Source organism: Massilia aerilata, assembly GCF_042656905.1.
Lineage (GTDB): Bacteria > Pseudomonadota > Gammaproteobacteria > Burkholderiales > Burkholderiaceae_D > Telluria > Telluria aerilata.
The window spans coordinates 65,202-86,455 of sequence record NZ_JBHSMZ010000015.1 but is presented as its reverse complement, the minus strand read 5'-3'; the positions used below and the strand labels follow the sequence as shown (position 1 = coordinate 86,455).

Sequence of the window (21,254 nt, the reverse complement as noted above, 5' to 3'; positions counted from 1 at the left end):
GTCGAAGACAGTACGCTAGTACGGCGAGACGACGCAACGCCGCCATGTGGGTTGTAAGACGCTCTTGTCAGCCGTGGGCCAGCGCCAGATGATGGCTGCGCCCGAGGCGCAGCATGGCCCAGGTATTGCGGCCGGCTTCCTTGGCCATGTACAGGGCGCGGTCGGCGGTGTCGAGCAGGCGCTCGGGCGGCGCCGCCCCCTGCTCGGCCAGCGCGGCGCCGATCGAGGTGCCGACCTGCAGCACCACGGCGTCCAGCTCGAAGGGCGGGCGCATCGCGGCCTGGATCTTGCGCACCACCGCCTCGACGTCGGCCTCGCCGGCGACGTCGTTCAGCAGCACCGTGAATTCGTCGCCGGCCAGGCGCGAGACCAGGTCCGAGCTGCGCACCGCGCTGCCCAGGCGCCGCGCGAACTCGACCAGCACGGCGTCGCCGACGGCGTGCCCGTAGCGGTCGTTGATCCGCTTGAAGTGGTCGACGTCCAGGTAGAGCAGGGCGGTGCCGCGCTCCGGACGGGAGGTGCGCTTCAGCGCGCCCTGCAGCGCGCTTTCGAAGTGGCGCCGGTTCGGCAGGCCGGTCAGGGTGTCGGTGTGCGCCAGCGCGTGCAGGCTGCGCTCGTGCAGGCGCGAGGCGGTGGCGTCCAGGGTCAGCACGTAGACCCCGGCCACCTGGCCCTCGCGCAGCTGCGGCAGGAAGGTCGTGTGGGCGATGCGGGTGTGCTTCTTGCGCACGATCTCATGTTCGCACTGCGAAGCCTGCCCGCTCCAGGCCTGGGCCAGGGCCCTGGCCTGGGGCTCGACGTAGTCGGCGCCGAAGGCTTCCTCCATGGTCTTGCCGAGGATTTGCTCCGCGGGCTTGCCGAGCCAGGACTGGTGCACGGCATTCGCGAACACGTAGCGGCGCGCGCTGTCGAGGTGGGCGATCAGCACCGGCACGTTGTCGGTGATGGTGCGCAGGCGTTCTTCGCTGTCGGCCAGGCGCAGTTCGCCCAGCTTGCGCTGGGTGACGTCGATGGCCATCGCGTAATAGCCATCCGGGGCACCGCCGGCGGTGCGCTGCGGGACGAAGCAGCACTGGTAGTGCAGCTCGCGCCCGGGCGCGCCGCCGGCGTATTCGAAGTCGACATGCTCGCCGGCCGCCGCCCGCTCGAGGCAGGGCAGCAGGCGCGCGTAGTCCTCGGGGTGGTAGGCGGCCGAGACATCCTGGCCGAGCAGCTCGGCGGCGCTCTTGCCATAGGCCGCCAGCGCGTGGCCGTTCAGGTACACGAAGCGGCCTTCCGCATTGACCTTGCCGATCATCGCCGGCAGGTTCTCGGTGATGGCGCGCAGGCGGCGTTCGCTGGCTTCGATCTGCTCGCGCGCGGCGTTCAGTTCGGTGATGTCCTTCATCGCCACCACCGCGCCGAGCGGCCGGCCGGCGGCGCTGCGCAGCGGGCGGCCGCTGGCCAGCAGGGTGTGCGGCGCGCCGCCGTCCGGCGCGATCACCAGCGCCTCGTTGCGCACCGTCTCGCCCTTCAGCGCGCGCACCAGCGGAATCTCGTCCATCGCCAGCGGCGTGCGGCCATCGGTGTGGTACAGCGAATAATATGCCGACCACTCGGCAGGCACCAGCGTCTTGAGGTCGCGTCCGACGATGTCGCGCGCCGCGCGGTTGAACAGCGATGGATTCCCGATCGCGTCGCAGGCGATCACGCCGACGTCGATCGACTCGAGGACTGCGTCCAGCATTTCCTGCTTTTCTTCCAGCTGCTGGCGGGTACGGATGCGTTCCGAAATGTCGTTCAGGAAGGCGCCGAAGCAGCGTTTTCCCTTCCATTCGTAGCTGCTGATGGTCATCTCGACCGTGATCTGGCGGCCGCTCGCGGTCAGCGCCGGCAGCTCGATCTTGCTGTTCAAGACACTGCCATGGCCGGTTTCGAGGCAGCGCCGCATGCCCGCTTCATGGGCATGGCGCAGGGCGTGCGGCACGATCAGCTCGGACAGCTTGCGCCCCAGCGCCTGCGCGCGCGGCCAGCCGAAAATGCGCTCGGCCGAGGCATTCCATTCGATCACGCGGCCATCGGCATCGGCGCCGACGAAGCCGCTGTACGAGGCGGCGACGATGGTGCGGTTCCAGTCTTCGCTGTGCTGCAGCGAAACCTCGATCTCCTTGCGGCGCGCGATTTCCTGCGACAGCTCGCCCACCTTGCGCTCGAGTTCGGCGGTGCGCGCCGCGACCCGTTGTTCCAGTTCCTTGTTCAGCGACTTCAGGGCCTGCTCGGCCATCAGGCGCGCGGTGGCGACCTTCACGTGTTGCAGCTCGTTCTCGACCAGCTCGGCCAGCTCGCGCAGGGCCTGGCGCTGTTCTTCATCGAAGCGGCGCGGCGCGCGGTCGATGATGCACAGGGTGCCGACCGGCTGGCCATCGCTGAACAGCGGCTGGCCGGCATAGAAGCGCAGGTGCGGCGCACCCAGCACCAGCGGATTGGCGGCGAAGCGCGTATCCTGCACGGCATCCTCGATCACCATCATGTCGCCCCGGGCCACGACGTGGCTGCAGAAGGCGATCGAACGCGGCGTCTCGGCCACGTCCAGGCCGCAGCGCGACTTGAACCATTGGCGCTCGCCGTCGACCAGCGACACCAGCGCGATCGGCACGCCGAAGGCGCGCGATGCCAGGCGCGTGAAGCGGTCGAAACGTTGTTCCGCGGGGGTGTCGAGAACGTCCAGCGAGTCGAGTGCCTTGAGGCGGTCTTGTTCGGAAGAAATGATGGGATGGTGCATGGCCACTCCGGTAATCCAGGCGGAGAACGGCGGGGTCAGGGCCGGTTGGAGACGCGGCGCCGGGGGTGTGGGCTACCGATGAGCACATCCTAGCATGCATGCCGCATGGAAACTATTTCCGCGTGGATACCTTTTGTGACTTTGTTGCGTGGGCGCCTTGACAGTTCGTCATGTGCGAGGCGGCTAGAGCTTTTCGATCTGACGATCGATCGCCTTGCGCGCACGCTCATTGCGCTCGCTATAGCGGTCCGTCAGATAGCCGGTACGCCCGCGCATCAGCAGCGTGATCTTGACCAGTTCTTCCATCACGTCGACGACGCGGTCGTAATACGCTGACGGGCGCATGCGCCCCGCGTCGTCGAACTCCTTGTACGCCATCGGCACCGAGGACTGGTTCGGGATCGTGAACATGCGCATCCAGCGTCCCAGCAGGCGCAGGGTGTTCACCACGTTGAAAGATTGCGAACCGCCGCAGACCTGCATTACCGCCAGGGTGCGGCCCTGGCTTGGCCGGATCGCGCCCATTTCCAGCGGAATCCAGTCGATCTGGTTCTTCATCACCGCCGTGATCGCGCCATGGCGCTCCGGGCTGCACCATACCTGGCCTTCCGACCACAGGCACAGTTCGCGCAGCTCGACCACCTTCGGGTGCGTCTCCGGCACGCTGCCGGCCATCGGCAGCGCCATCGGGTCGAAGATTTTGACCTCGGCGCCGAAGTGTTCCAGGATGCGCGCGGCCTCCCAGGTCAGGAAGCGGCTGAAGGAGCGTTCGCGCAGCGAGCCGTACAGCATCAGGATGCGCGGCGGGTGGTCCATGGCGCCGGCCGGCTCGAGCTTTTCGGACGTGGGCAGGTCGAGAAGCGCCGGCTTGATGTTGGGGAGATTCGGTAGCGTTTCAGCCATGTCTGGCCTCCGGATGGTCTGCTGCATTCACAAAATCGCTGGGCGCCACCGTGCCGGCCACCGTCGCATCGCGATGCGCCGCCGGGTACAGCCAGCAGAACAGGGGCGTTGCGGCTGCGGCGCCAAGAAGCTGGGCCAGGATGAAACCGCCGGCATCCGCGGGGCGAATGCCGGCGAAGGTAGTCGTCGCGCTGCGGGCCAGGGTCACCGCGGGGTTGGCGAACGAAGTCGACGCGGTGAACCAGTAGGCTGCCGTGATGTACGCAGCGACCGCGAACGGCGTCACGCCAGGCCGGCTGCGCGAGCAGGCGATGATGAGCGCGATCAGCCCGAAGGTCGCGACGAATTCGCTCCACCACTGTCCGGCGCCGGTGCGCACGTGTTCCGAAGCGGCGAACACCGGGACATCGAACATCAGGTGTGCGGCGGCCACGCCGGCGAAGGCGCCGGCCACCTGCACGGCGATGTAGGGCATGACTTCCGCGGGCGGCAGGTTTTTCTGCCACGCTTCCGACAGGGTGACGAGCGGGTTGAAGTGCGCGCCCGAGATGGTTCCGAACATCAGGATCAGGGCCACCAGACCGGCGCCGGTCGCGATTGCGTTGGCCAGCAGGGCAATGGCCATATTGCCGCCGGCCAGGCGCTCGGCCATGATGCCGGAGCCCACCACCACGGCCAGCAGGAAGGCCGTGCCGAGGCCTTCGGCGACGATGCGTCTTGCGAAAGTCATCGATTGGCTTCCTGTGTGCCGATGCGGTCCAGCTCCGCCTTGAGGCCAGCGCTTTCGCCTTTCAGTTCGTCGAGAGGCAAGGCCAGGAAGGCTTCGATGCGCGCGCGCAGGATCGCATAGGCCTTCTCGAAAGCGGCGTCTATCTCCTCTTCCGTCCCGGCGACATGGCTCGGGTCCTCGACGCCCCAGTGCGTGCGCAGGACCGGGCCGAGATAGGCCGGACAGGTTTCGCCGGCGGCGCCGGCACAGACCGTCACCACGATGTCCGGCGTCACCGGCAGCTTGTCCCAGGACTTGCTGAAGTAGCCCTCGGTCGGGATGCCTTTACTGGCCAGCAGAGCCAGCGCCCGTTCGTTCAGTTTGCCGGTGGGCTGGCTGCCGGCGCTGATGCCGTGCCAGCCGTCCGGCGCCAGGTGATTGAAGACGGCTTCGCTGATGAGCGAGCGGCAGGAGTTGCCGGTGCAAAGGAAAAGTAGGTTCACGTCGGGTCTCGCAAAAGGAAAAGGGTCTCAGGCGCCGCAGGTGGATGCATCGGGTTCGCACGCCCGGTTGCCGGCCGGCGTGCATGGCTTGCCGCCGCAGCAGTTCTCGGTGAGGAAGCCGAGCAGGGCATGCATCGCATCGAACTGCGCGGCGTAGATGATGAACCGGCCTTCCTGGCGCGGCACGATGAGGTTTGCGTTGGACAGCTCTTTCAGGTGGAAGGAGAGCGACGACGGCGGCATGCCGAGCGCTTCCGCGATCCTGCTGGCCGCCAGGCCGCCTGGACCTGCCTGCACGAGGAGACGGAAGGCTGCCAGCCGCGATTCCTGGGCGAGGGCCGCGAGGGCGGCAACAGCGCCTTTGTTTTCCATTTCCGCTCCCCGTTTGAATTCGATATTTCTAATATAGTCGAAATGACGCCGGACAGGAAGCGAAAAGCTTGACCTTCCCATGATTGGAAGGTCGACGCTCGGCTTTCCTGAATGTCTTTAGAAGGAACGATCATGTTTGCGTATCCAGTGCCTGCCATTCATTGCATGTTTTGCGGCTATCGCTTGAAGAGGGCGATGCAAATCATCGACCCAGGGATTTTGCTCAGGGTCGATTACCGGACACGCGGTGTCATTTTAAGAAGCCGGAACGACGTTCCGAGTGTAGAGCGTGCACTGGCACATTTGGCGGCGCTCGTTTAGGTTCTCAGTCCCACAAGCGCTCGCCGCCCAGCTCCAGCTGGGTGAGGTACAACCGCACGTCGAACTCGAACTGGTGATACTCCGGCTCCATCCAGCAGCACAGCTTGTAGAAAGCCTTGTCGTGCTGCTTTTCCTTCAGGTGGGCCAGCTCGTGCACGACGATCATGCGCAGGAACGCCGGCGGTGCATCGCGGAACACGCTGCCGATACGGATCTCGTGCTTGGCTTTCAGCTTGCCGCCTTGTACCCGCGAGATGGCCGTGTGCAGGCCGAGCGCCTGCTGGACGATGCCGATCTTGCTGTCGTAGGCGACCTTGGCGACGGGCTCGGCGTTGCGCAGGTATTCGTCCTTCAGGTCCTGCACGTAGCTGTACAGCGCCTTGTCGGTGCGGACGGCGTGGGCGTGCGGATAGCGGCCGCGCAGGTGGCCGGCCAGCTTGCCGTCGGCGATGAGGCGGCGGACCTGGTCGAGCAGGTGGGCGGGGTAGGCGTTGAGGTATTTGAAGTCGGACATGCGGTGCGCACTCTAGCACATGATGCCGCGCCAGAGTGCGCACCCGGTGAGGAAGCCGGCGCAGTTCAACCGGTAACGGAATGGCACCCGGGGATGCCGTTCCTGGTCAGGCCAGGAGCCTGCGTTGCCGCTGTTCCTGTCTCACTCCGCCTTGCCGCCCTGGCGGTTGCCCCCCTTGGCGGCGGCCGCGGCGCGGTTGGCCGATTGCCGGCTTTCCCCGCCTTTGCGGCCGATGTCGGCCATGTGGGCGCGGTTACGGCTGACCACTTCCCCGCCTTTCTGGCCTGCGCGGCGCGCTTCCTCCGAATCGAATTCGTGCGCCGTTCCCTTCTGGTGGGCGGCCTGGCCGCCCTTGCTGGCGATTTGACGCTGCTGGTTCTGGTCCATCGCAGCGAAACCGCGCTTGGCAGGCTGGCTTTTCTGCTCGCTGCCGCCCGAGCTCGCGCTCTTGCCGCCGTCCTTGCTTGTGGCCATATCGATCTCCTTGTGCCTGTCGGTGAACAATCAACCCGAGAGCGTCACGGATGCGCTCGTGCGATTAGAGACATAGGAAATGCGATAGTTCCGGCCGAGTGCTCTTTTGGCGTGAATCTCGATTGCGCCGGCCGCGCGCTCAGTGGCAAACCCCTTCAGGCCTCGGCGATCTTCAATACCAGCTTGCCGAAGTTTTTCCCTTCAAAGAGCATCAGGAGCGCGGACGGGAAGTTCTCCAGGCCCTCGACCACGTGCTCGCGGTGCTTGAAGCTGCCCTCGCGCAGCCACTGGGCCAGTTTGGCCACGCCTTCCGGATAGCGCTGGGCGTAGTCGAACACCACCATGCCTTCCATGCGCGCCCGGTTCACCAGCAGCGACAGGTAGTTGGCCGGGCCGCGCACCGGCGTGGTGTTGTTGTACTGCGAGATCGCGCCACAGATCACGATCCGCGCCTTCATGTTGATGCGCGTGAGGACGGCGTCCAGGATCTCGCCGCCGACATTGTCGAAATAGACGTCGACGCCGTTCGGGCAGTGCTGCTTCAGCCCCGGGCCGATCGCGCCTTCCTTGTAGTCGATGCAGGCGTCGAAGCCGAGTTCTTCGACCACGAAGCGGCATTTGTCGGCGCCGCCGGCGATGCCAACCACGCGGCAGCCCAGGTGCTTCGCGACCTGGCCGACCGTCGCCCCGACCGCGCCGGCGGCGGCCGACACCAGCACCGTCTCGCCGGCCTTGGGCTGGCCGATGTCGGTGAGGCCGAAATATGCGGTCATGCCCGGCATGCCCAGCACGTTCAGCCAGGCGGGCAGGGGCGCCAGCGCCGGATCGATCTTCACCAGCGGATTGGCTTTGTCATCGGCCGCGCCGGTCCAGTAGCGCTGCACGCCGAAGCCGCCGCTAACGTGCTCGCCAACCGTGAACCGGGGCGAGCGCGACTCGGCCACCACGCCCACCGCGCCGGCACGCATCACCTCGCCGATCGCCACCGGGCGGATATACGACTTCCCTTCGTTCATCCAGCCGCGCATGGCGGGGTCGAGCGACAGGTAGAGCACCTTGACGCGCACCTGGCCGTCTTCCAGCGGGGCCAGTGCTTCGTCGCTGAGCTGCCAGTTGGCGTCGGTCGGCAGGCCGACGGGGCGGGAGGCGAGGCGGAACTGCTGGTTGGTCTGGACGGTATCAGGCATGGCATCCCTTTCATTAAAAGTGAACGTTCGTTCAACTATAGCGGAAAGATGCGCACGTCGTCCCCGCGCAGGCGGGGACCCAGGTTGGATGCGTTTCGATAGCTCGTCGAACTTGGGTTCCCGCCTACGCGGGAACGACGAGTTTCGTGACGTCCTTACCGTATCGGCAACTCATGCGACAATGCTCCGACCGTCCCCATCCACACCACCCTTGAGCGCCCCATGACGCACCCCGAATACATCCTGACCCTGTCCTGCCTGGACCAGCGCGGCATCGTCCTGCGCGTGTCCGGCTTCCTGGCCGAGCACGGCTGCAACATCATCGACTCCGGCCAGTTCGGCGACCCGGAATCGAAGCTGTTCTTCATGCGCATCCACTTCGCGCTCGAAGAGCCGAACGTTGCGGACGCGACCCTGCGCGCCGGCTTCGACGCCCTGTGCGCGCACCTGGGCGCACAGGGCCAGCTGCACGACGCCAGGCGCAAGCCGCGCGTCATGATCATGGTCTCGAAGATCGGCCACTGCCTGAACGACCTGCTGTTCCGCTACCGCAGCGGGCTGCTGCCGGTGGAGATTCCGGCCATCGTTTCGAACCACATGGAGTTCTACCAGCTCGCGGCCAGTTACAATATCCCCTTTCACCACTTGCCGCTCGAGGCCGGCGCCAGCGAAGCCGACAAGCTGGCGCAGGAAAGCCGCATCATCGAGCTGCTGGACCGGCACCAGGTCGACCTGGTCGTGCTGGCGCGCTACATGCAGATCCTGACACCGGGACTGTGCGAGGCATTGCGGGGGAGGGCGATCAATATTCACCACTCCTTCCTGCCCAGCTTCAAGGGCGCGCGCCCGTATGCCCAGGCGCACCGGCGCGGCGTCAAGCTGATCGGCGCCACCGCCCACTTCGTCACGGGCGACCTGGACGAAGGGCCGATCATCGAGCAGGACGTCGAGCGGGTCGACCACGCGATGAGCGTCGATGCGCTGACGGCGATCGGGCGCGACGTCGAAAGCGTGGTGCTGGCGCGCGCGGTCAAGTGGTTCGTGGAACACCGCATCCTGCTGAATGGCGACAAGACCGTCGTCTTCAGCTGAACAGAAAGATAAATACAGCATGGCCCTGAAAGCAACGATCTACAAGGCAGAACTGAATATTGCGGACATGGACCGCAATTACTACCAGGAGCACGCGCTCACCATCGCGCGCCATCCTTCGGAAACCGAAGAGCGGGTGATGATCCGCCTGCTCGCCTTCGCCCTGCACGCGCATGAGGCGCTCGCCTACGGCAAGGACTTGTTCGACGTCGAGGAGCCGGCGCTGTGGCTGAAGGACCTGACCGGCGCGATCGATACCTGGATCGAGGTCGGCCAGCCCGAGGAACGCCGCCTGATGAAGGCCAGCGGCCGCGCCGAGCACGTGGTCGTGTACAGCTACAGCGCCGTCAGCCACATCTGGTTCAAGCAGATCGCCAAGCAGATCGATCGCGCGCGCAACATCACCATCGTGAACATCGCCGCCGAGTCCAGCGCCGCGCTGGAGCGCATGGCCAAGCGCAACATGCAGCTGCAGTGCACGATCCAGGACGGCCAGGTATGGCTGACCGACGGCACCGACACCGTGCAGGTCGAGCGCGAAACCCTGCTTGCGGAACGCAAGTATTAACCGGATACCCGAACATGAACCGACGTCTCGTCGCGCTGGCGCTGGCCAGCCTCGTTTCCCTCCCGGCCCTGGCCCAGGTCAGCGTCAGCGACCCGTGGATCCGCGCCACCGTGCCCCAGGCCAAGGTGGCCGGCGCCTTCATGCAGCTGAAGTCGGCCAAGGCCGCGAAACTGGTCGAGGTGAAGAGCCCGGTCGCCGGCCGCGTCGAGCTGCACCAGATGGCGATGGAAGGCCAGACCATGCGCATGCGCGCGGTCGACGCCATCGAGCTGCCGGCCGGCCAGACCGTGAACCTGGCCTCGGGCGGCTACCACGTGATGCTGTTCGAGCTGAAGCGGCAGCTGAAGGATGGCGAGCAGGTGCCGCTCACGCTGGTGGTGCAGGATGCGGCGGGCAAGCGGGAGAATGTTGCGGTGACGGTGCCGGTGAAGCCCTTGACCTACACGGCGCCGGCCGCTCACTGAATCGCTGCGTGGGCACGTAAATCAGTCCCCCGGACTGATTTACCCCACCCTACATCCGTCGGACGGCATCCATGGCCACGTTCCGTAGGGCGGGCACCCCGTGCCCGCGTTACGCCATCACCGCGGTGCTGCACCCAGACGGCGGGCGCTGCCCGACCCGACCGCGGTCTTGTTGACCTGCGGGTCGCCGTAGTAGTTGACGTCGCCGGAGCCGGCCACCGTCATGTCCAGGCTCTTGTTCACCCAGATCGTGGCGTCGCCCGAACCGGCGATGGTCACGTTGGCGGTGTCGAAGCGCACCCGGGCCATGTCGATGTTGCCGGAGCCGCCGATGGTCGCATTCAGCTCGCGCGCGGCGCCGTCGAGGACGCTCAGCTTGCCGCTGCCGCCCAGGTTGATGTTGACCGATTGCCCTTCGGCCTTGCCGACCTTGATGCCGCCCGAGCCGCCGATGTCGAACTGCAGGCCTGAGCCCTGCACGCGGTCGGCGTCGATGTTGCCGGAACCGCCCAGCGACAGGCGGTCGACGCCGCGCGTCTGCACCACGATCTTCAGGTTGCGGGTGTTGATGTTGACTTTCTTCTTGTTGCGGATTTGCAGGGTGCCGTTCTCGACCACGGTTTCGATCAGGGGCAGCAGGTTGTCGTCGGTCTCGATGGTGATGCCTTCGCTGCCGCCGGTGCGGACCTCGAGCTGGCCCGGCAGGGAAAAGCCCACGCCCTTGAAGTTGGCGACCTGGCGCGTCTCGCGCTTGATGTTGCCGTTGCCCTTCACCTGCTCGCCGCTGCCGAAACGCCATTCGAAGGCGAAGGCCGGCGGCGCGCTGATGGCGGCAGCGGCGGCGGCGAGGGTGCAGGCGGCCAGCAGGCGGCGGCGGGAAAGGCTGGTGGTCATGCTGTGTTCTCCTTGGTCTAGTTGTCGGTGATCGATGGGTCCATCTTAAGCAAGCCCGCCCGGCGGCGCATCGGTTTTGCGACGAACTGCTTTATCGAGGCCGCAGGCCGCCGCGAACGGGATCAGGAAGGGGTAGAGGCCCCAGACGATGCGGCCTTCGACGCGCACGCACAGGGCCGCGTACAGCGGCGGCAGCGCCATCAGGAACAGCAGGCTGCGCAGGGGCTTGAGCGCCGCCGGCGCATGGCGCCAGCCCATCACGGCCGCGGGGACGACGGTCAGCGCGGCGCCGGCGATCGACAGCAGCGAGCGCAGGTCGTGCAGCGCGTGATTGACGGTCCACCAGCTGGGCTCCCAGGTGTACGAAGGCAGGCCGGCGATCAGCCAGAAGCGTACGGCGAGCAGCCAGGCGCCGGCCGCGGCCAGCACCGCCAGGCCGCCGGCGACGGAAATACGGCGGCTGGCGAGCAGCCAGACCAGCAGCAGGATGTTTTCCTCGCGCACCGCCGTGCCGGCGAGGCCAGCCAGGGCCGCCAGCCAGGGCTGGCCGGACAGCACCGCCAGCACGAAGGCGCTGCGGGCCAGAATCGAGCCCGGGTCGACCAGCAGGTAGGGCGCGTACCAGAAGGTCGGCAGCGCGAACAGCATGAGCACGCCGGCGCCGGTGGCGCGCTTGCTATCCATGCCGGCACGCAGCGCCGTGGCCGTCATCAGGCAGGCGCTGGCCGTCATGCACAGCCAGTTCAGCGCCGCGAACACCTGGCGCAGGTCGCCGGGCAGGGCGGCGGCCAGCGCCGGCACCAGGGTACGGTAAGGGAAGGGCGCGCGCAGCGTCTCGATGCCGATTTCACCGCGGAACCAGCGGGCGGTGTCGAAATAGGCCTGGGAATCCTCGATCGTGCCGCCCCAGCGCCACACCATCAGGCTCAGGGCCAGCAGGCCGAACATGAAGAACAGGACCGGCCAGCGGAGCGGCTGGTCGGAGGCGGAAGGATCTTGGAGCCTGGTCATTGCGTCAAGAGGAAGGAAAACAGCGTGCATTATATGCAAGTCCGCCTTCGCAAGCGCTGCCGTTTTCGTTACAATCGCCGGCTTTTTTCCGCACATTCCACGCCCCATGAATCTCCTGCTGTTCCTCGTCGCATTCGGCGCCGGCATCGCCGTCTCCTTCCAGGCCGCCATCAACAGCCAGATGGCGGCGGCCGTCGGCGCCAACTCCGTGGTGGCCGCCCTGATCTCCTTCCTGTGCGGTACCGCCGCGCTGGCCGTGGTCGCATTCGCCCGCGGCGGCCTGCCCGACGCCCTGGCGGCCCTGCCGCAGCAGCCGCTGTGGAAATTCTCCGGCGGCTTCCTCGGCGCCGCTTTCATTTTCTGCACCGTGATGCTGGTGCCGCGCATCGGCCTGCTGAACCTGGTCGTGCTCGTCATCGCCGGCCAGTTGATCACCTCGATGGCGATCGACCACTTCGGCCTCGTCAATGTCGCCATGCGCAAGGTCTCGACCCTGAGGCTGCTGGGCGCGGCGGTCATGATCGTCGGCGTGGCGCTGGCCCTGTTCGGCGACCGCATCGCGGCGTGGCTGGAAAGCTGAGTTGTTGTAAGTTTTTCACACGAAAAATTATCTTTCCAAGTGGAACTTTACGATGCTGCTGGTTTTATAATTAATGCATCGTCAGTTCCACTTTTAACATCGACCACCCGATGGAATACCACCAGTCCTCGCAGATCCCCACTCTTTCGTACATCGAAAACGAAGACCATCCGGTTTTCGGCACCCTGGTCGAGCAGATCCTGCACCTGCTGAACTCGAAGCTGGTGTTCTCGGACATCATCATTCACCAGAACAGCCCGCTGATGCTGCGCCAGCCGAAGGGCCTGGTGGCGGTGACGGATTCGCCGATCACGAAGGAGGAGCTGGAAGAGTTCTTCGACGTCATAGAGCCGAACTGGGCCGAACGCATCCAGGAACGCGCCTTCGACCGCTCGATCGACCTGCACACGGCGCGCATCCGCGCCAACTGCTTCAGCTTCCAGGGCAAGAAGCGCCTGGGCTGCGTGATCCGCCGCTTCCCGAAGGAGCCTTTGCTGCTTGCCGAACTGGGCCTGCATCCGGACGAGCAGGAATTCGCGCGCATGACCAGCGGCCTGGTGCTGATCATCGGCGACACCTGCCAGGGCAAGTCGACCACCATCGCCTCCATCCTCGACGAGATCAACCGCCAGCGCTCGGGCCACATCATCACCATCGAAGACCCGGTCGAGACCCTGATCCCGCAGCGCAAGTGCATCATCACCCAGCGCGAAGTCGGCGTGGACGGCGACGTCGACAGCTACTACCTCGGCGCCCTGGATGCGCTGCGCGAGCGCCCGGACGTGATCGTCATCGGCGAGATCCGCGACGCCCAGACCGCCCAGGAAGCGCTGGCCCTGGCTGAATCCGGCCCGCTGGTGCTGGCGACCCTGCACGCGCGCTCGACCGAACTCGGCCTGCAGAAGATGCTGCGCCTGCTGGGCAATTCCGACGCCCAGGGCCAGGCCCTGGCCCACGCCCTGCGCGGCGTGCTGTGCCAGGCGCTGCTGCCGTCCAGGCAGGGCAACCGCTATCACCTGGCCACCGAGTGCCTGAGCATCAGCCCGGCCGTGGCCGGCATGATCGAAGCCGGCGACCTGGGCGCGATCCGCGCGCACATGAACGCCGCGCGCGAGCCGGGCTGCCACACGATGAACAGCGTGCTTGAAGGCTTGCTGGCCTCGCACAAGGTGGATGTGAGCGATGCGCGTGCGGCGACCACCGACCGCATCGGGTTTGCGGAGATGGTGTAAGGCGCCGCCGCCTGCGATGCCGAGCGAGCGCTTCGCCGAACTCCGTGCATTGATCGGGTCGGACGCGCGGCGCATGCGCGTCCTCGAACTGGTGAGGGAGCTCGCCTTGTCCGATTGCTGGGTCGCGGCGGGCTTTGTCCGCAACTGCGTCTGGGACCATCTGCACGGCCGCACGCCGTCGCCACTGCCGCAAGATATCGATGTGATCTGGTTCGAACCGGCACAAGCCTCGGCGGAGCGCGATGCGGCGCTGGAACTGGCCTTGCGCCGCCGCGACGCGTCGCTCGCGTGGTCGGTCAAGAACCAGGCGCGCATGCACGGCCGTAACGCCGACCTGCCTTATCGTTCGGCTGGCGACGCCATGCGCTACTGGCCGGAGACCGCGACCGCGGTCGGCGTGCGGCTGGACGATCGAGGGGCGGTCGAAGTGGCGGCGCCGCTTGGCCTGGACGATCTGTTCGGCTTGATCGTCAGGCCGACCCGGCGCTTTGAGGGGGAAAAGCATGCCGTTTATCTGGACCGGATACGCGGCAAGAACTGGCAAGCCACCTGGCCCCGGCTGAAGATCCGGATGGATCTCCCGCTTCAATCCAGCGGCACCGCCCGGTAGCCGTTGACCTCCGGCGCCGTCACCATGCGCGCCGCGTTGCCCCAGCTGGCGCGCACATAGCTCACCACCGCCGCCACCTCGGCATCGTCCAGCACCTGGCTAAAGGGCGGCATGCCGTAGGGCCGCGGATTGCCTTTCGTGGACGGCGCGAAGCCGCCGTTCAGCACGATGCGGATGGCGTTCACCGGCTCCCGCGTGGCCAGCGTGCGGTTGCCGGCCAGCGGCGGATAGGCGGGCGCGCCGTCCGCGCCGAGGGCGCCGCGGCCGTCCTTGCCATGGCAGTCGACGCAATGCCGGTCGTAGATCCGCTCCCCCAGCTTCATCAGCGATTCCGACGGCAGCGGCGCCGGCCGCGGTGCGCCGCGTTCCGCCGGCAGCGAGCCCAGGTAGGCCGTCATCGCGCCGATGTCGCCTTCGGACAGATGCTGCAGGCTGCGCCCGACCACCTCCGCCATCGGCCCGTAGACGGCGCCGTTCGGCGAGACGCCGGTCTGCAGCAGCTGCGCCAGGTGCGGGTCCTTCGAGGCCAGCGAAGGCGCGTACCAGCCCAGTACCGGGATCAGGCCGCCTTGCAGGCCCTGGCCGCTCGCGCCCAGCTGGTTGCGCGGGCTGTGGCAGGCGGCGCAATGGCCCAGGCCCTCGACCAGGTAGGCGCCGCGGTTCCAGTCCGCACCGCGCGCCGGCTCGGCCTGGAAGACGCCGGGCTTGAAATAGAGCAGGCGCCAGGCCGCCAGCGCCGCCTGGCTGTCGTAGGGGAAGCGCAGTGCGTGCGGCTGGTTCGGCTGGCGCGCCGGCGGCAGGCTGCGCAGGTAGGCGAACAGGGCGTCGGCGTCGTCGCGCGAGACCTTGGTGGTGTTCGGGTAGGGGAAGGCCGGGTAGAGCAGGCGGCCGTCCCTGCCGATGCCGTTGTGCAGGGCGTTCCAGAAATCGTCGGCGGTCCAGGCGCCGATGCCGGTCTCGCGGTCGGGCGTGATGTTGGGCGCCATCACGCGGCCGAAGGGCGTGTCGACCGCGCGGCCGCCGGCATAGGCCTGGCCGCCGCGCGCCGTGTGGCAGGCGGCGCAGTCGCCGGCTTTCGCCAGGTAGGCGCCGCGTGCGATGTTGCCGGCGGTGGGCGCCCAGGCTTGCTTTGATCCCGACGGAACATGCTGGGCGCGCGGCCAGGCCAGCAGCAGGGCGGCAATGGCGAGCAGCACGAAGCTGGCAAGCGCCAGCGGGAGGCGGTGCTTCATGGCTGCGGCGCCGGTGCGCTGCCGCAGGCCAGCGGCAAGGGATGCTTCAGGGATGGCGCCGGGCTGGGATCGGCCGGCAGCGGCTCGCTGGCCAGCCAGGCCGAGATCGCGGACACGTCGGCCAGGCTCAGGCGCTGGGCGATGCCGCTCATGCAGTCGGGCGCCAGCGCGTGGCGGCTGCCGTTGCGCCAGGCGCCGAACTGGGCGTTGATGTAGTCGCGCGGCAGGCCTGTGAGGCCGGGGATGGCGGGCAGGGCGCCCGTCAGGCGTTCGCCGTGGCAGGCGATGCAGGCCGGGACCTTGAGGGCGGTGTCGCCGCGCGTGACGAGCTGGCGTCCGCGCTCCAGCTCGGCGGCCGGCAGGCCGGCGCGCTCGAGCACGGTCGCCGGCGCGTGCTGGGTGGAGAAGTAATCCGCGATCTCGTGCAGGTAGTCATCCGACAGGTGCTGCACCATCCAGGTCATCAGCGGGTACTGGCGGCGGCCGTCGCGGAAATTCGTCAGCTGGTTGTAGAGATAGCCGGCCGGCTTGCCGGCGATGCGCGGGTAGTACTGGCGCGTGCCGCCCGGTGGCGCGCTTTGCAGCTTGCCTGCGCCGCCGTGGCAGGAAATGCAGGCGGCCAGCCGCTGGGCAGGCGTAGCGGGAACCGTCTGCTGTTGGGCCGAGGCCGGCATCGCCGTCCATACGGCGACGGCGGCCAGGAAAACAGGTAATCGGGTTAAGCCACGCATAGTCCAGTCCCGGTGCGTTGTTTATCTACCACGCAATATTGTAATCGAATAAACGACCGGGATGCTTGCGGGCAGCGAGCGCTAATGGATGTCCTGGAAAGTGCGCAGATAGGCTTGCAGCGCCTTGATCTCGTTTTCGTCGCCGATGCCCCAGAAACGCATCCTGGTGCCCGGCACCAGCTTGCCGGGATCGCGCACGAAGGCGGCGAGGCTGCGCTCGTCCCAGACGATGCCTGAGGCCTTCATCGCCTCGGAGTAGGCAAAGTCGGGCGCGGCGCCGGCGCGGCGGCCGAACAGACCGTTCAGTTGCGGGCCGAAGCCGGCGCGCGCGTTGGCGCCGACCTGGTGGCAGGAGGCGCACTGCTTGAAAACGTGCTCGCCGGTGGCGGCGTCGGTGCCGGAGGGGGCGCAGGCTTGCAGTACGGGCAGGAAGAGCAGCAGGGAAAGAAGCTTCATGCCGCGATTATAGGCGGCGCCTGGCGAAGCCGCCGGCAAGCGGCAAGCTCAGGCCTGGGCCTCGGCCTGCGTCTTGGCCGCATCGCGCGTGGCAAGGCGGGCGGCATTCGCGACGGCAGTCTCCGCGGCGGCCGCGAAATGCTGGCGCCAGTGGCGGTAGATGCGCAGGGCGACATGGGCGTCGTCGGCGGCGTACTGGATCTGCTGCTCGGACAGGCGCGGCATGGCCCAGTTGGTGGTGGTGATGCGGCGCGACTTCTGCAGCTTCTGGCCGAAGAAGCGCGCGACGGCGGTCTTCGCGCCCCAGGCGTTTTTCTCTCCGCGGCGCAGGGCGGTGGCGAGGTCGACCACGTTGCGGGTCTCGATGCCGAGCTTGGCGCGAAGGCGGCGCAGGTCGTCGCCGAGTCCGAAGCCGACTTTCAGGACGTCCGGCGATTCCAGCACCGGACGCAGGACTTCCACGCACAGGGCGACCCCCGGCGAGGATGGCGAACCGATCTGGAACAGCCAGGCGTTCGTGTCGTCCGCCAGCTGCACCAGGTGCGGCCCGGTCGACACTTCGCCTTTCTGGAAGGTCGGCTTCGACTCGGTATCGAAACCGATGGCGTCGCAGGCGAGCAAGGCGTCCAGGGCGGCTTGCACATCCTCCCTGGTCCGCACCAGGCGCACTTTGGACAGGGCGATGCCCGTATAGGGCGGCAATGTGTCCTCGGTGTCCGGTAGGTTTTCGCTCACTTGAGTAGTTCCAGTCGCTCGAATGATTATTTTTTCGAGAACTTCGACGCCAGTTGCTGCAGTTTTTCCTGGCGCTTGCGTTCCGCTTCCTGCTGGATGACGGCGTCGCGCTCGGCTTTCTTGCGCTCGGCTTCTTTCTTGAAGCGTTGCTGCAGCAGTTCCTTGGCGTGCAGGCGATGGGTGTCCGTCACCTCGGCGCCCGGCTTGCCGTCCAGGTCGTAGCGCACGGTGGCCTTTTCCATTGCGCGCAGGTAGCGCATCGAGCCGGTGTGGATGCCCAGCGCGGCGCGCATCAGCTTGCGGTTCAGGTTGGGCATGCGGGCGAGCAATTGCTTGTCGATGCCGATTTCGAGCGGCAGGCAGTTGCGGAAAGCCTCGAATTCCTGTTGCAGCTGCTTGAGCAGGGCGCGCGGGGAATCCGCGGCGGGCGCAGCAGCAGGCGCAACAGCGGGCTCGGCAGCGGCCGGGGCCGCGCTGTCGACGGCCTCCACGGTCTCGGGCGTGGCGTTGGCGGCAGTGTTTTCGTTGGCCTCAGGGGTTTCGGCGGCGTTACTAATCGTATTCATTGACTTCATGGTAAGAACGGGAAGCGGAAGGATAGCATGGCAAGGCGGTGGATGTACCGCTGAGCCGTGTAAGGGTTCGTCGTCGCTGCCGGCCGACCGTGATTTCCTTCGTGTGCGGCGGGCGCGTCAGCAAGAAATCGTGTATGATCCGCCCCTTTCCTTGCGTAGGGCTTGCGCCGACGCAGACGGTCAGGGGCCGGATGAAAGCCTGGGAGTATGTGAATTCGTTATATCCCTTATCGGATATTTCAATTATCACTAAATCTTTCCCTAGTGCATAATATGCCTGTCTCCTCTATTTCTCTCTTGGGAAAATAGCTCAAGCCCGTTCCTTGACGGGCTTTTTTTCGTTCCGACATGCTAAGCCGCGATTTCAGTCACAAACCGAATGTTCCTTGCCACCCGTCCACGCAGCTGGACGCCGGAGAGGGCGTTTGATTGTGCTTGATATTCGGCCCGTCTGCCCTTAGTTAGGGCCATCCCGTAATTCCTCGCCAAAGGGTCCGCAAGCGGACCAGGTGGCTTATTGACTTCGCAGGCGCGCATCTCGCCTCGACTGGAGAATGTGAATCATGAAAAACACCGCCAAGACCTTGACACTGACCGCCAAGAAGGCGCCGGCCAAGAGCACGGCCCAGCTGGCAGTGCCGAAAACCGCGACCTCCTACTTCCTGGAAACGGAAGTGGCGGACGGCGCGCCGGCGGCCAAGGTAACGGTGGTTAAAACGCGTTCGCGCCTGGCCTCGCTGAAAGCGGTTCAGGCCGAGCAGGGTGCAGCCGAAAGGCTGCACGAAAAAGCACAACAGGCAGCGCAACTCCAGCCTGAGCAGTTCGAACGGTCCGCCGCTGCGGCAGCCGTCGAGGCGGGCGTCGAAGCCGCCGACGCCGTGGCCGAAACCGTGGCCGAAGCCGTGCACGATGCGGCGCCCGTCGCCGCCGTGGCTGCCGTCGCCGCCGACGATGCCGACGTCATCCCGACCCCGACCGCGCCCGCAGCGCCGCCGGTCATCGTGCGCAAGCGCACCTCGAAGCTGGCAGCCATGAAAGCGGCCGCCGCTGCCGAAACCGGCGTCGACACCACCTCGGCCGCCGCACCCGCCGCCGAGCCGGCGCCGGCCGCCGAAGTCGCCCCGGCCCCGCGCGTGGTGCGCACCCGCACCCGCCGCGTCGAGCCGGGCGCCGCCGCCCCGGCCACCCCGACCGGCACCGTCAGCACCACCACCGACGCCGCCACGCTGGCCGCGATCGACACCTCGGGCTACCTGCTGCCGCAAGTGAAGGTCCCGGGGCGCCGCGGCCGCAAGCCGAGCGAGTTCGTGCCGGAGAACGACGAGATCGCCGCGCTGAACGCGGTCGAACGCGCCGAGATGAAGGCGGCCTCCAAGCTGCGCGAACGCAAGGCCAAGGGCACGCCTGGCATGCTGGGCGCCGAGCAGGGCTTCTCGGCCGAGGAACTGGAAAAGCGCCGCACCCAGCTGAAGAACCTGATCAACATGGGCAAGGAGCGCGGCTACCTGACCCATGCGCAGATCAACGACCAGCTGCCGGAAAACATCATCGATCCGGAACAGATCGAAAGCATCATCGCGACCTTCAACGACATGGGCATCGCCGTCTACGAGCGCGCCCCGGAAGCGGAAATGATGCTGCTGTCGGACGCCGTCGTGACCCCGACCAGCGAAGACGAAGTCGAGGCCGCGGCCGCGACCGCGCTGTCGACCGTCGACTCCGACTTCGGCCGCACCACCGACCCGGTCCGCATGTACATGCGTGAAATGGGTGCGGTCTCGCTGCTGACCCGCGAAGGCGAGATCGCGATCGCCAAGCGCATCGAAGAAGGCCTGAAGGACATGGTGCAGGCCATCTCCGCCTGCCCGGTGACGATCTCGGAAATCATCGCCCTGTCGCACAAGATCGCCAGCGACGAGCTGAAGATCGACGACGTGGTCGACGGCCTGATGTCGCCCGACGAAGGCAGCGCCGCGCCGGCGGCAAGCGCCGCCGCCTCGGATGACGAGGACGAGGAAGAACTCGAGGACGAGGAAGAGGAAGAAGGCGGCACCGGCGCCAGCGGCGCCGCCGGCTATTCGGCCGAGCAGCTGGCCGCGCTGAAGAAGACCTCGATGGAAAAGTTCGCCACCATCGAAAAGCAGTTCGACAAGATGGGCCACGCCTTCAAGACCCAAGGCTACGGTTCGCTGCAGTACATCGCGGCCCAGGACGTGATCTCGACCGAGCTGCTGGGCATCCGCTTCACCGCCAAGATCGTCGAAAAGCTGTGCGACACCCTGCGCGGCCAGATGGACGAAGTGCGTGCCATCGAGCGCGCCGTGCTGGACATCTGCGTGAACCGCTGCGGCATGCCGCGCGCCCACTTCATCAAGGTCTTCCCGGGCAACGAGACGGACCTCGAATGGGTGCAGCGCGAAGTCGATTGCGCCTACCCGTACAGCGCGGTGCTGTCGCGTAACGCCCCGGCCATCATGGAACTGCAGCGCCGCATGATCGACCTGCAGGCGCGCGTCGCGCTGCCGCTGGCCGATCTGCGCAAGATCAACAAGCAGATGGCGGCCGGCGAAAAGCGCGCCCGCACCGCGAAGCGCGAAATGACCGTCGCCAACCTGCGCCTGGTGATCTCGATCGCGAAGAAATACATCAACCGCGGCCTGCAATTCCTCGACCTGATCCAGGAAGGGAATATCGGCCTGCTGAAGGCGGTCGACAAGTTCGAATACCGCCGCGGCTACAAGTTCTCGACCTACGCGACCTGGTGGATCCGCCAGGCGATCACCCGCTCGATCGCCGACATGGCCCGCACCATCCGCGTGCCGGTGCACATGATCGAGACGATCAACAAGATGAACCGCATCTCGCGCCAGATCATGCAGGAAACCGGCAGCGAGCCGGACATGGCGACCCTGGCGGCCAAGATGGAGATGCCGGAATCGAAGGTCCGCGAGATCATGAAGATCGCGAAAGAGCCGATCTCCATGGAGACCCCGATGGGCGAGGACGGCGATTCGCAGCTGGGCGACTTCATCGAGGACAACGCGACCCTGGCGCCGCTGGAAGCCGCGATGCACGCCTCGATGCGCGGCGTGATCAAGGAAGTGCTGGACTCGCTGACCCCGCGCGAAGCCAAGGTCCTGCGCATGCGCTACGGCGTCGAGATGTCGAACGACCACACGCTGGAAGAAGTCGGCAAGCAGTTCGACGTGACCCGCGAGCGTATCCGCCAGATCGAAGCCAAGGCGATGAGCAAGCTGCGCCAGCCTTCGCGCTCGGACAAGCTGAAGACCTTCCTGCAGAACCAGTAAGCCAGGCCGGCTGGATCGGCGG

At 66.6% G+C, this 21,254-nt stretch carries 22 protein-coding genes; 7 read left to right on the top strand and 15 right to left on the bottom strand.

All coding sequences use genetic code 11. The annotated features are described in order from the left end of the window. Positions 1-67 precede the first annotated feature (67 nt). From ACFPO9_RS18060 to ACFPO9_RS18025, 8 genes are all read right to left on the bottom strand, one after another. A complete protein-coding gene (locus tag ACFPO9_RS18060) occupies positions 68-2,761 on the bottom strand; it encodes a PAS domain-containing protein (protein ID WP_379772999.1) in 2,694 nt (897 codons plus the stop codon). A gap of 183 nt (positions 2,762-2,944) precedes the next feature. After that, on the bottom strand, positions 2,945-3,664 hold the full coding sequence (gene arsH, locus ACFPO9_RS18055; RefSeq protein ID WP_379772997.1) for an arsenical resistance protein ArsH: 720 nt from the start codon (positions 3,662-3,664) through the stop codon (positions 2,945-2,947). Next, a complete protein-coding gene (locus ACFPO9_RS18050; RefSeq protein ID WP_379772994.1) occupies positions 3,657-4,394 on the bottom strand; it encodes an aquaporin in 738 nt (245 codons plus the stop codon). Before ACFPO9_RS18050 ends, arsH begins: the two co-directional genes overlap by 8 nt. Further along, positions 4,391-4,876 (bottom strand): arsenate reductase ArsC, encoded by a 486-nt coding sequence (locus ACFPO9_RS18045; protein ID WP_379772992.1) that lies wholly within the window; start codon positions 4,874-4,876, stop codon positions 4,391-4,393. Before ACFPO9_RS18045 ends, ACFPO9_RS18050 begins: the two co-directional genes overlap by 4 nt. A 27-nt stretch (positions 4,877-4,903) precedes the next feature. Next, entirely contained in the window at positions 4,904-5,248 is a 345-nt protein-coding gene (locus tag ACFPO9_RS18040) for an ArsR/SmtB family transcription factor (RefSeq protein ID WP_379772990.1), read from the bottom strand. 325 nt (positions 5,249-5,573) lie between these two features. Then, the gene (locus ACFPO9_RS18035; RefSeq protein WP_379772988.1) at positions 5,574-6,083 is read right to left on the bottom strand and encodes a YgjP-like metallopeptidase domain-containing protein; all 510 of its coding nucleotides are present in this window, start codon (positions 6,081-6,083) and stop codon (positions 5,574-5,576) included. 141 nt (positions 6,084-6,224) lie between these two features. Beyond that, complete coding sequence (locus ACFPO9_RS18030) at positions 6,225-6,557, bottom strand: KGG domain-containing protein (protein ID WP_230027106.1); 333 nt, start codon at positions 6,555-6,557, stop codon at positions 6,225-6,227. A 155-nt stretch (positions 6,558-6,712) separates the two neighbouring features. Then, positions 6,713-7,744 (bottom strand): NADP-dependent oxidoreductase, encoded by a 1,032-nt coding sequence (locus tag ACFPO9_RS18025; protein ID WP_379772985.1) that lies wholly within the window; start codon positions 7,742-7,744, stop codon positions 6,713-6,715. 222 nt (positions 7,745-7,966) lie between these two features. Here ACFPO9_RS18025 and purU point away from each other — a divergent pair, with 222 nt between their 5' ends. The 3 genes from purU to ACFPO9_RS18010 are packed head-to-tail and all read left to right on the top strand — an operon-like array spanning position 7,967 to position 9,868. Beyond that, positions 7,967-8,836 carry a formyltetrahydrofolate deformylase gene (purU, locus tag ACFPO9_RS18020; RefSeq protein ID WP_379772983.1) on the top strand — a complete coding sequence of 290 codons (870 nt, stop codon included), beginning with the start codon at positions 7,967-7,969 and terminating at the stop codon, positions 8,834-8,836. A 19-nt stretch (positions 8,837-8,855) separates the two neighbouring features. Next, positions 8,856-9,404: a YaeQ family protein gene (locus ACFPO9_RS18015; protein WP_230027109.1), complete on the top strand. Its 549-nt coding sequence runs from the start codon at positions 8,856-8,858 to the stop codon at positions 9,402-9,404. A gap of 14 nt (positions 9,405-9,418) precedes the next feature. Next, positions 9,419-9,868: a copper chaperone PCu(A)C gene (locus tag ACFPO9_RS18010; protein WP_379772980.1), complete on the top strand. Its 450-nt coding sequence runs from the start codon at positions 9,419-9,421 to the stop codon at positions 9,866-9,868. A 117-nt stretch (positions 9,869-9,985) separates the two neighbouring features. Here the strand turns inward: ACFPO9_RS18010 and ACFPO9_RS18005 are convergent, their stop codons facing one another. Both ACFPO9_RS18005 and ACFPO9_RS18000 read right to left on the bottom strand, forming a co-directional pair. Further along, the gene (locus ACFPO9_RS18005) at positions 9,986-10,762 is read right to left on the bottom strand and encodes a head GIN domain-containing protein (protein ID WP_379772978.1); all 777 of its coding nucleotides are present in this window, start codon (positions 10,760-10,762) and stop codon (positions 9,986-9,988) included. Between the two features lie 45 nt (positions 10,763-10,807). Further along, positions 10,808-11,773, bottom strand: a complete 966-nt coding sequence (locus tag ACFPO9_RS18000; RefSeq protein ID WP_379772975.1) for a hypothetical protein — start codon at positions 11,771-11,773, stop codon at positions 10,808-10,810. A gap of 106 nt (positions 11,774-11,879) precedes the next feature. Here ACFPO9_RS18000 and ACFPO9_RS17995 point away from each other — a divergent pair, with 106 nt between their 5' ends. The 3 genes from ACFPO9_RS17995 (at position 11,880) to ACFPO9_RS17985 (ending at position 14,195) form a co-directional block, all read left to right on the top strand. Next, positions 11,880-12,353, top strand: coding sequence for a DMT family transporter (locus ACFPO9_RS17995; RefSeq protein ID WP_379772973.1), 474 nt, complete (start codon positions 11,880-11,882; stop codon positions 12,351-12,353). A gap of 110 nt (positions 12,354-12,463) precedes the next feature. Continuing rightward, positions 12,464-13,585, top strand: a complete 1,122-nt coding sequence (locus ACFPO9_RS17990; RefSeq protein ID WP_379772970.1) for a type IV pilus twitching motility protein PilT — start codon at positions 12,464-12,466, stop codon at positions 13,583-13,585. A gap of 16 nt (positions 13,586-13,601) precedes the next feature. Beyond that, the gene (locus ACFPO9_RS17985) at positions 13,602-14,195 is read left to right on the top strand and encodes a nucleotidyltransferase family protein (RefSeq protein WP_379772968.1); all 594 of its coding nucleotides are present in this window, start codon (positions 13,602-13,604) and stop codon (positions 14,193-14,195) included. Here the strand turns inward: ACFPO9_RS17985 and ACFPO9_RS17980 are convergent. The 5 genes from ACFPO9_RS17980 to ACFPO9_RS17960 form a co-directional block, all read right to left on the bottom strand. Further along, entirely contained in the window at positions 14,171-15,427 is a 1,257-nt protein-coding gene (locus tag ACFPO9_RS17980) for a c-type cytochrome (protein ID WP_379772964.1), read from the bottom strand. The two genes, ACFPO9_RS17985 and ACFPO9_RS17980, sit on opposite strands and share 25 nt — an antisense overlap. Further along, entirely contained in the window at positions 15,424-16,158 is a 735-nt protein-coding gene (locus ACFPO9_RS17975) for a c-type cytochrome (protein WP_379772962.1), read from the bottom strand. The genes ACFPO9_RS17980 and ACFPO9_RS17975 overlap by 4 nt, the downstream gene beginning before the upstream one ends. An 81-nt stretch (positions 16,159-16,239) precedes the next feature. Next, entirely contained in the window at positions 16,240-16,614 is a 375-nt protein-coding gene (locus tag ACFPO9_RS17970; RefSeq protein ID WP_379772959.1) for a c-type cytochrome, read from the bottom strand. A 48-nt stretch (positions 16,615-16,662) separates the two neighbouring features. Further along, positions 16,663-17,349 (bottom strand): 3'-5' exonuclease, encoded by a 687-nt coding sequence (locus ACFPO9_RS17965; protein ID WP_379772957.1) that lies wholly within the window; start codon positions 17,347-17,349, stop codon positions 16,663-16,665. 26 nt (positions 17,350-17,375) lie between these two features. After that, on the bottom strand, positions 17,376-17,915 hold the full coding sequence (locus ACFPO9_RS17960; protein WP_379772954.1) for a ProQ/FINO family protein: 540 nt from the start codon (positions 17,913-17,915) through the stop codon (positions 17,376-17,378). Positions 17,916-18,487: 572 nt separating this feature from the next. Between ACFPO9_RS17960 and rpoD the strand changes: the two genes are divergently transcribed. Beyond that, positions 18,488-21,232 carry an RNA polymerase sigma factor RpoD gene (gene rpoD, locus ACFPO9_RS17955; RefSeq protein WP_379772952.1) on the top strand — a complete coding sequence of 915 codons (2,745 nt, stop codon included), beginning with the start codon at positions 18,488-18,490 and terminating at the stop codon, positions 21,230-21,232. The last annotated feature ends 22 nt before the right edge of the window (positions 21,233-21,254 follow it).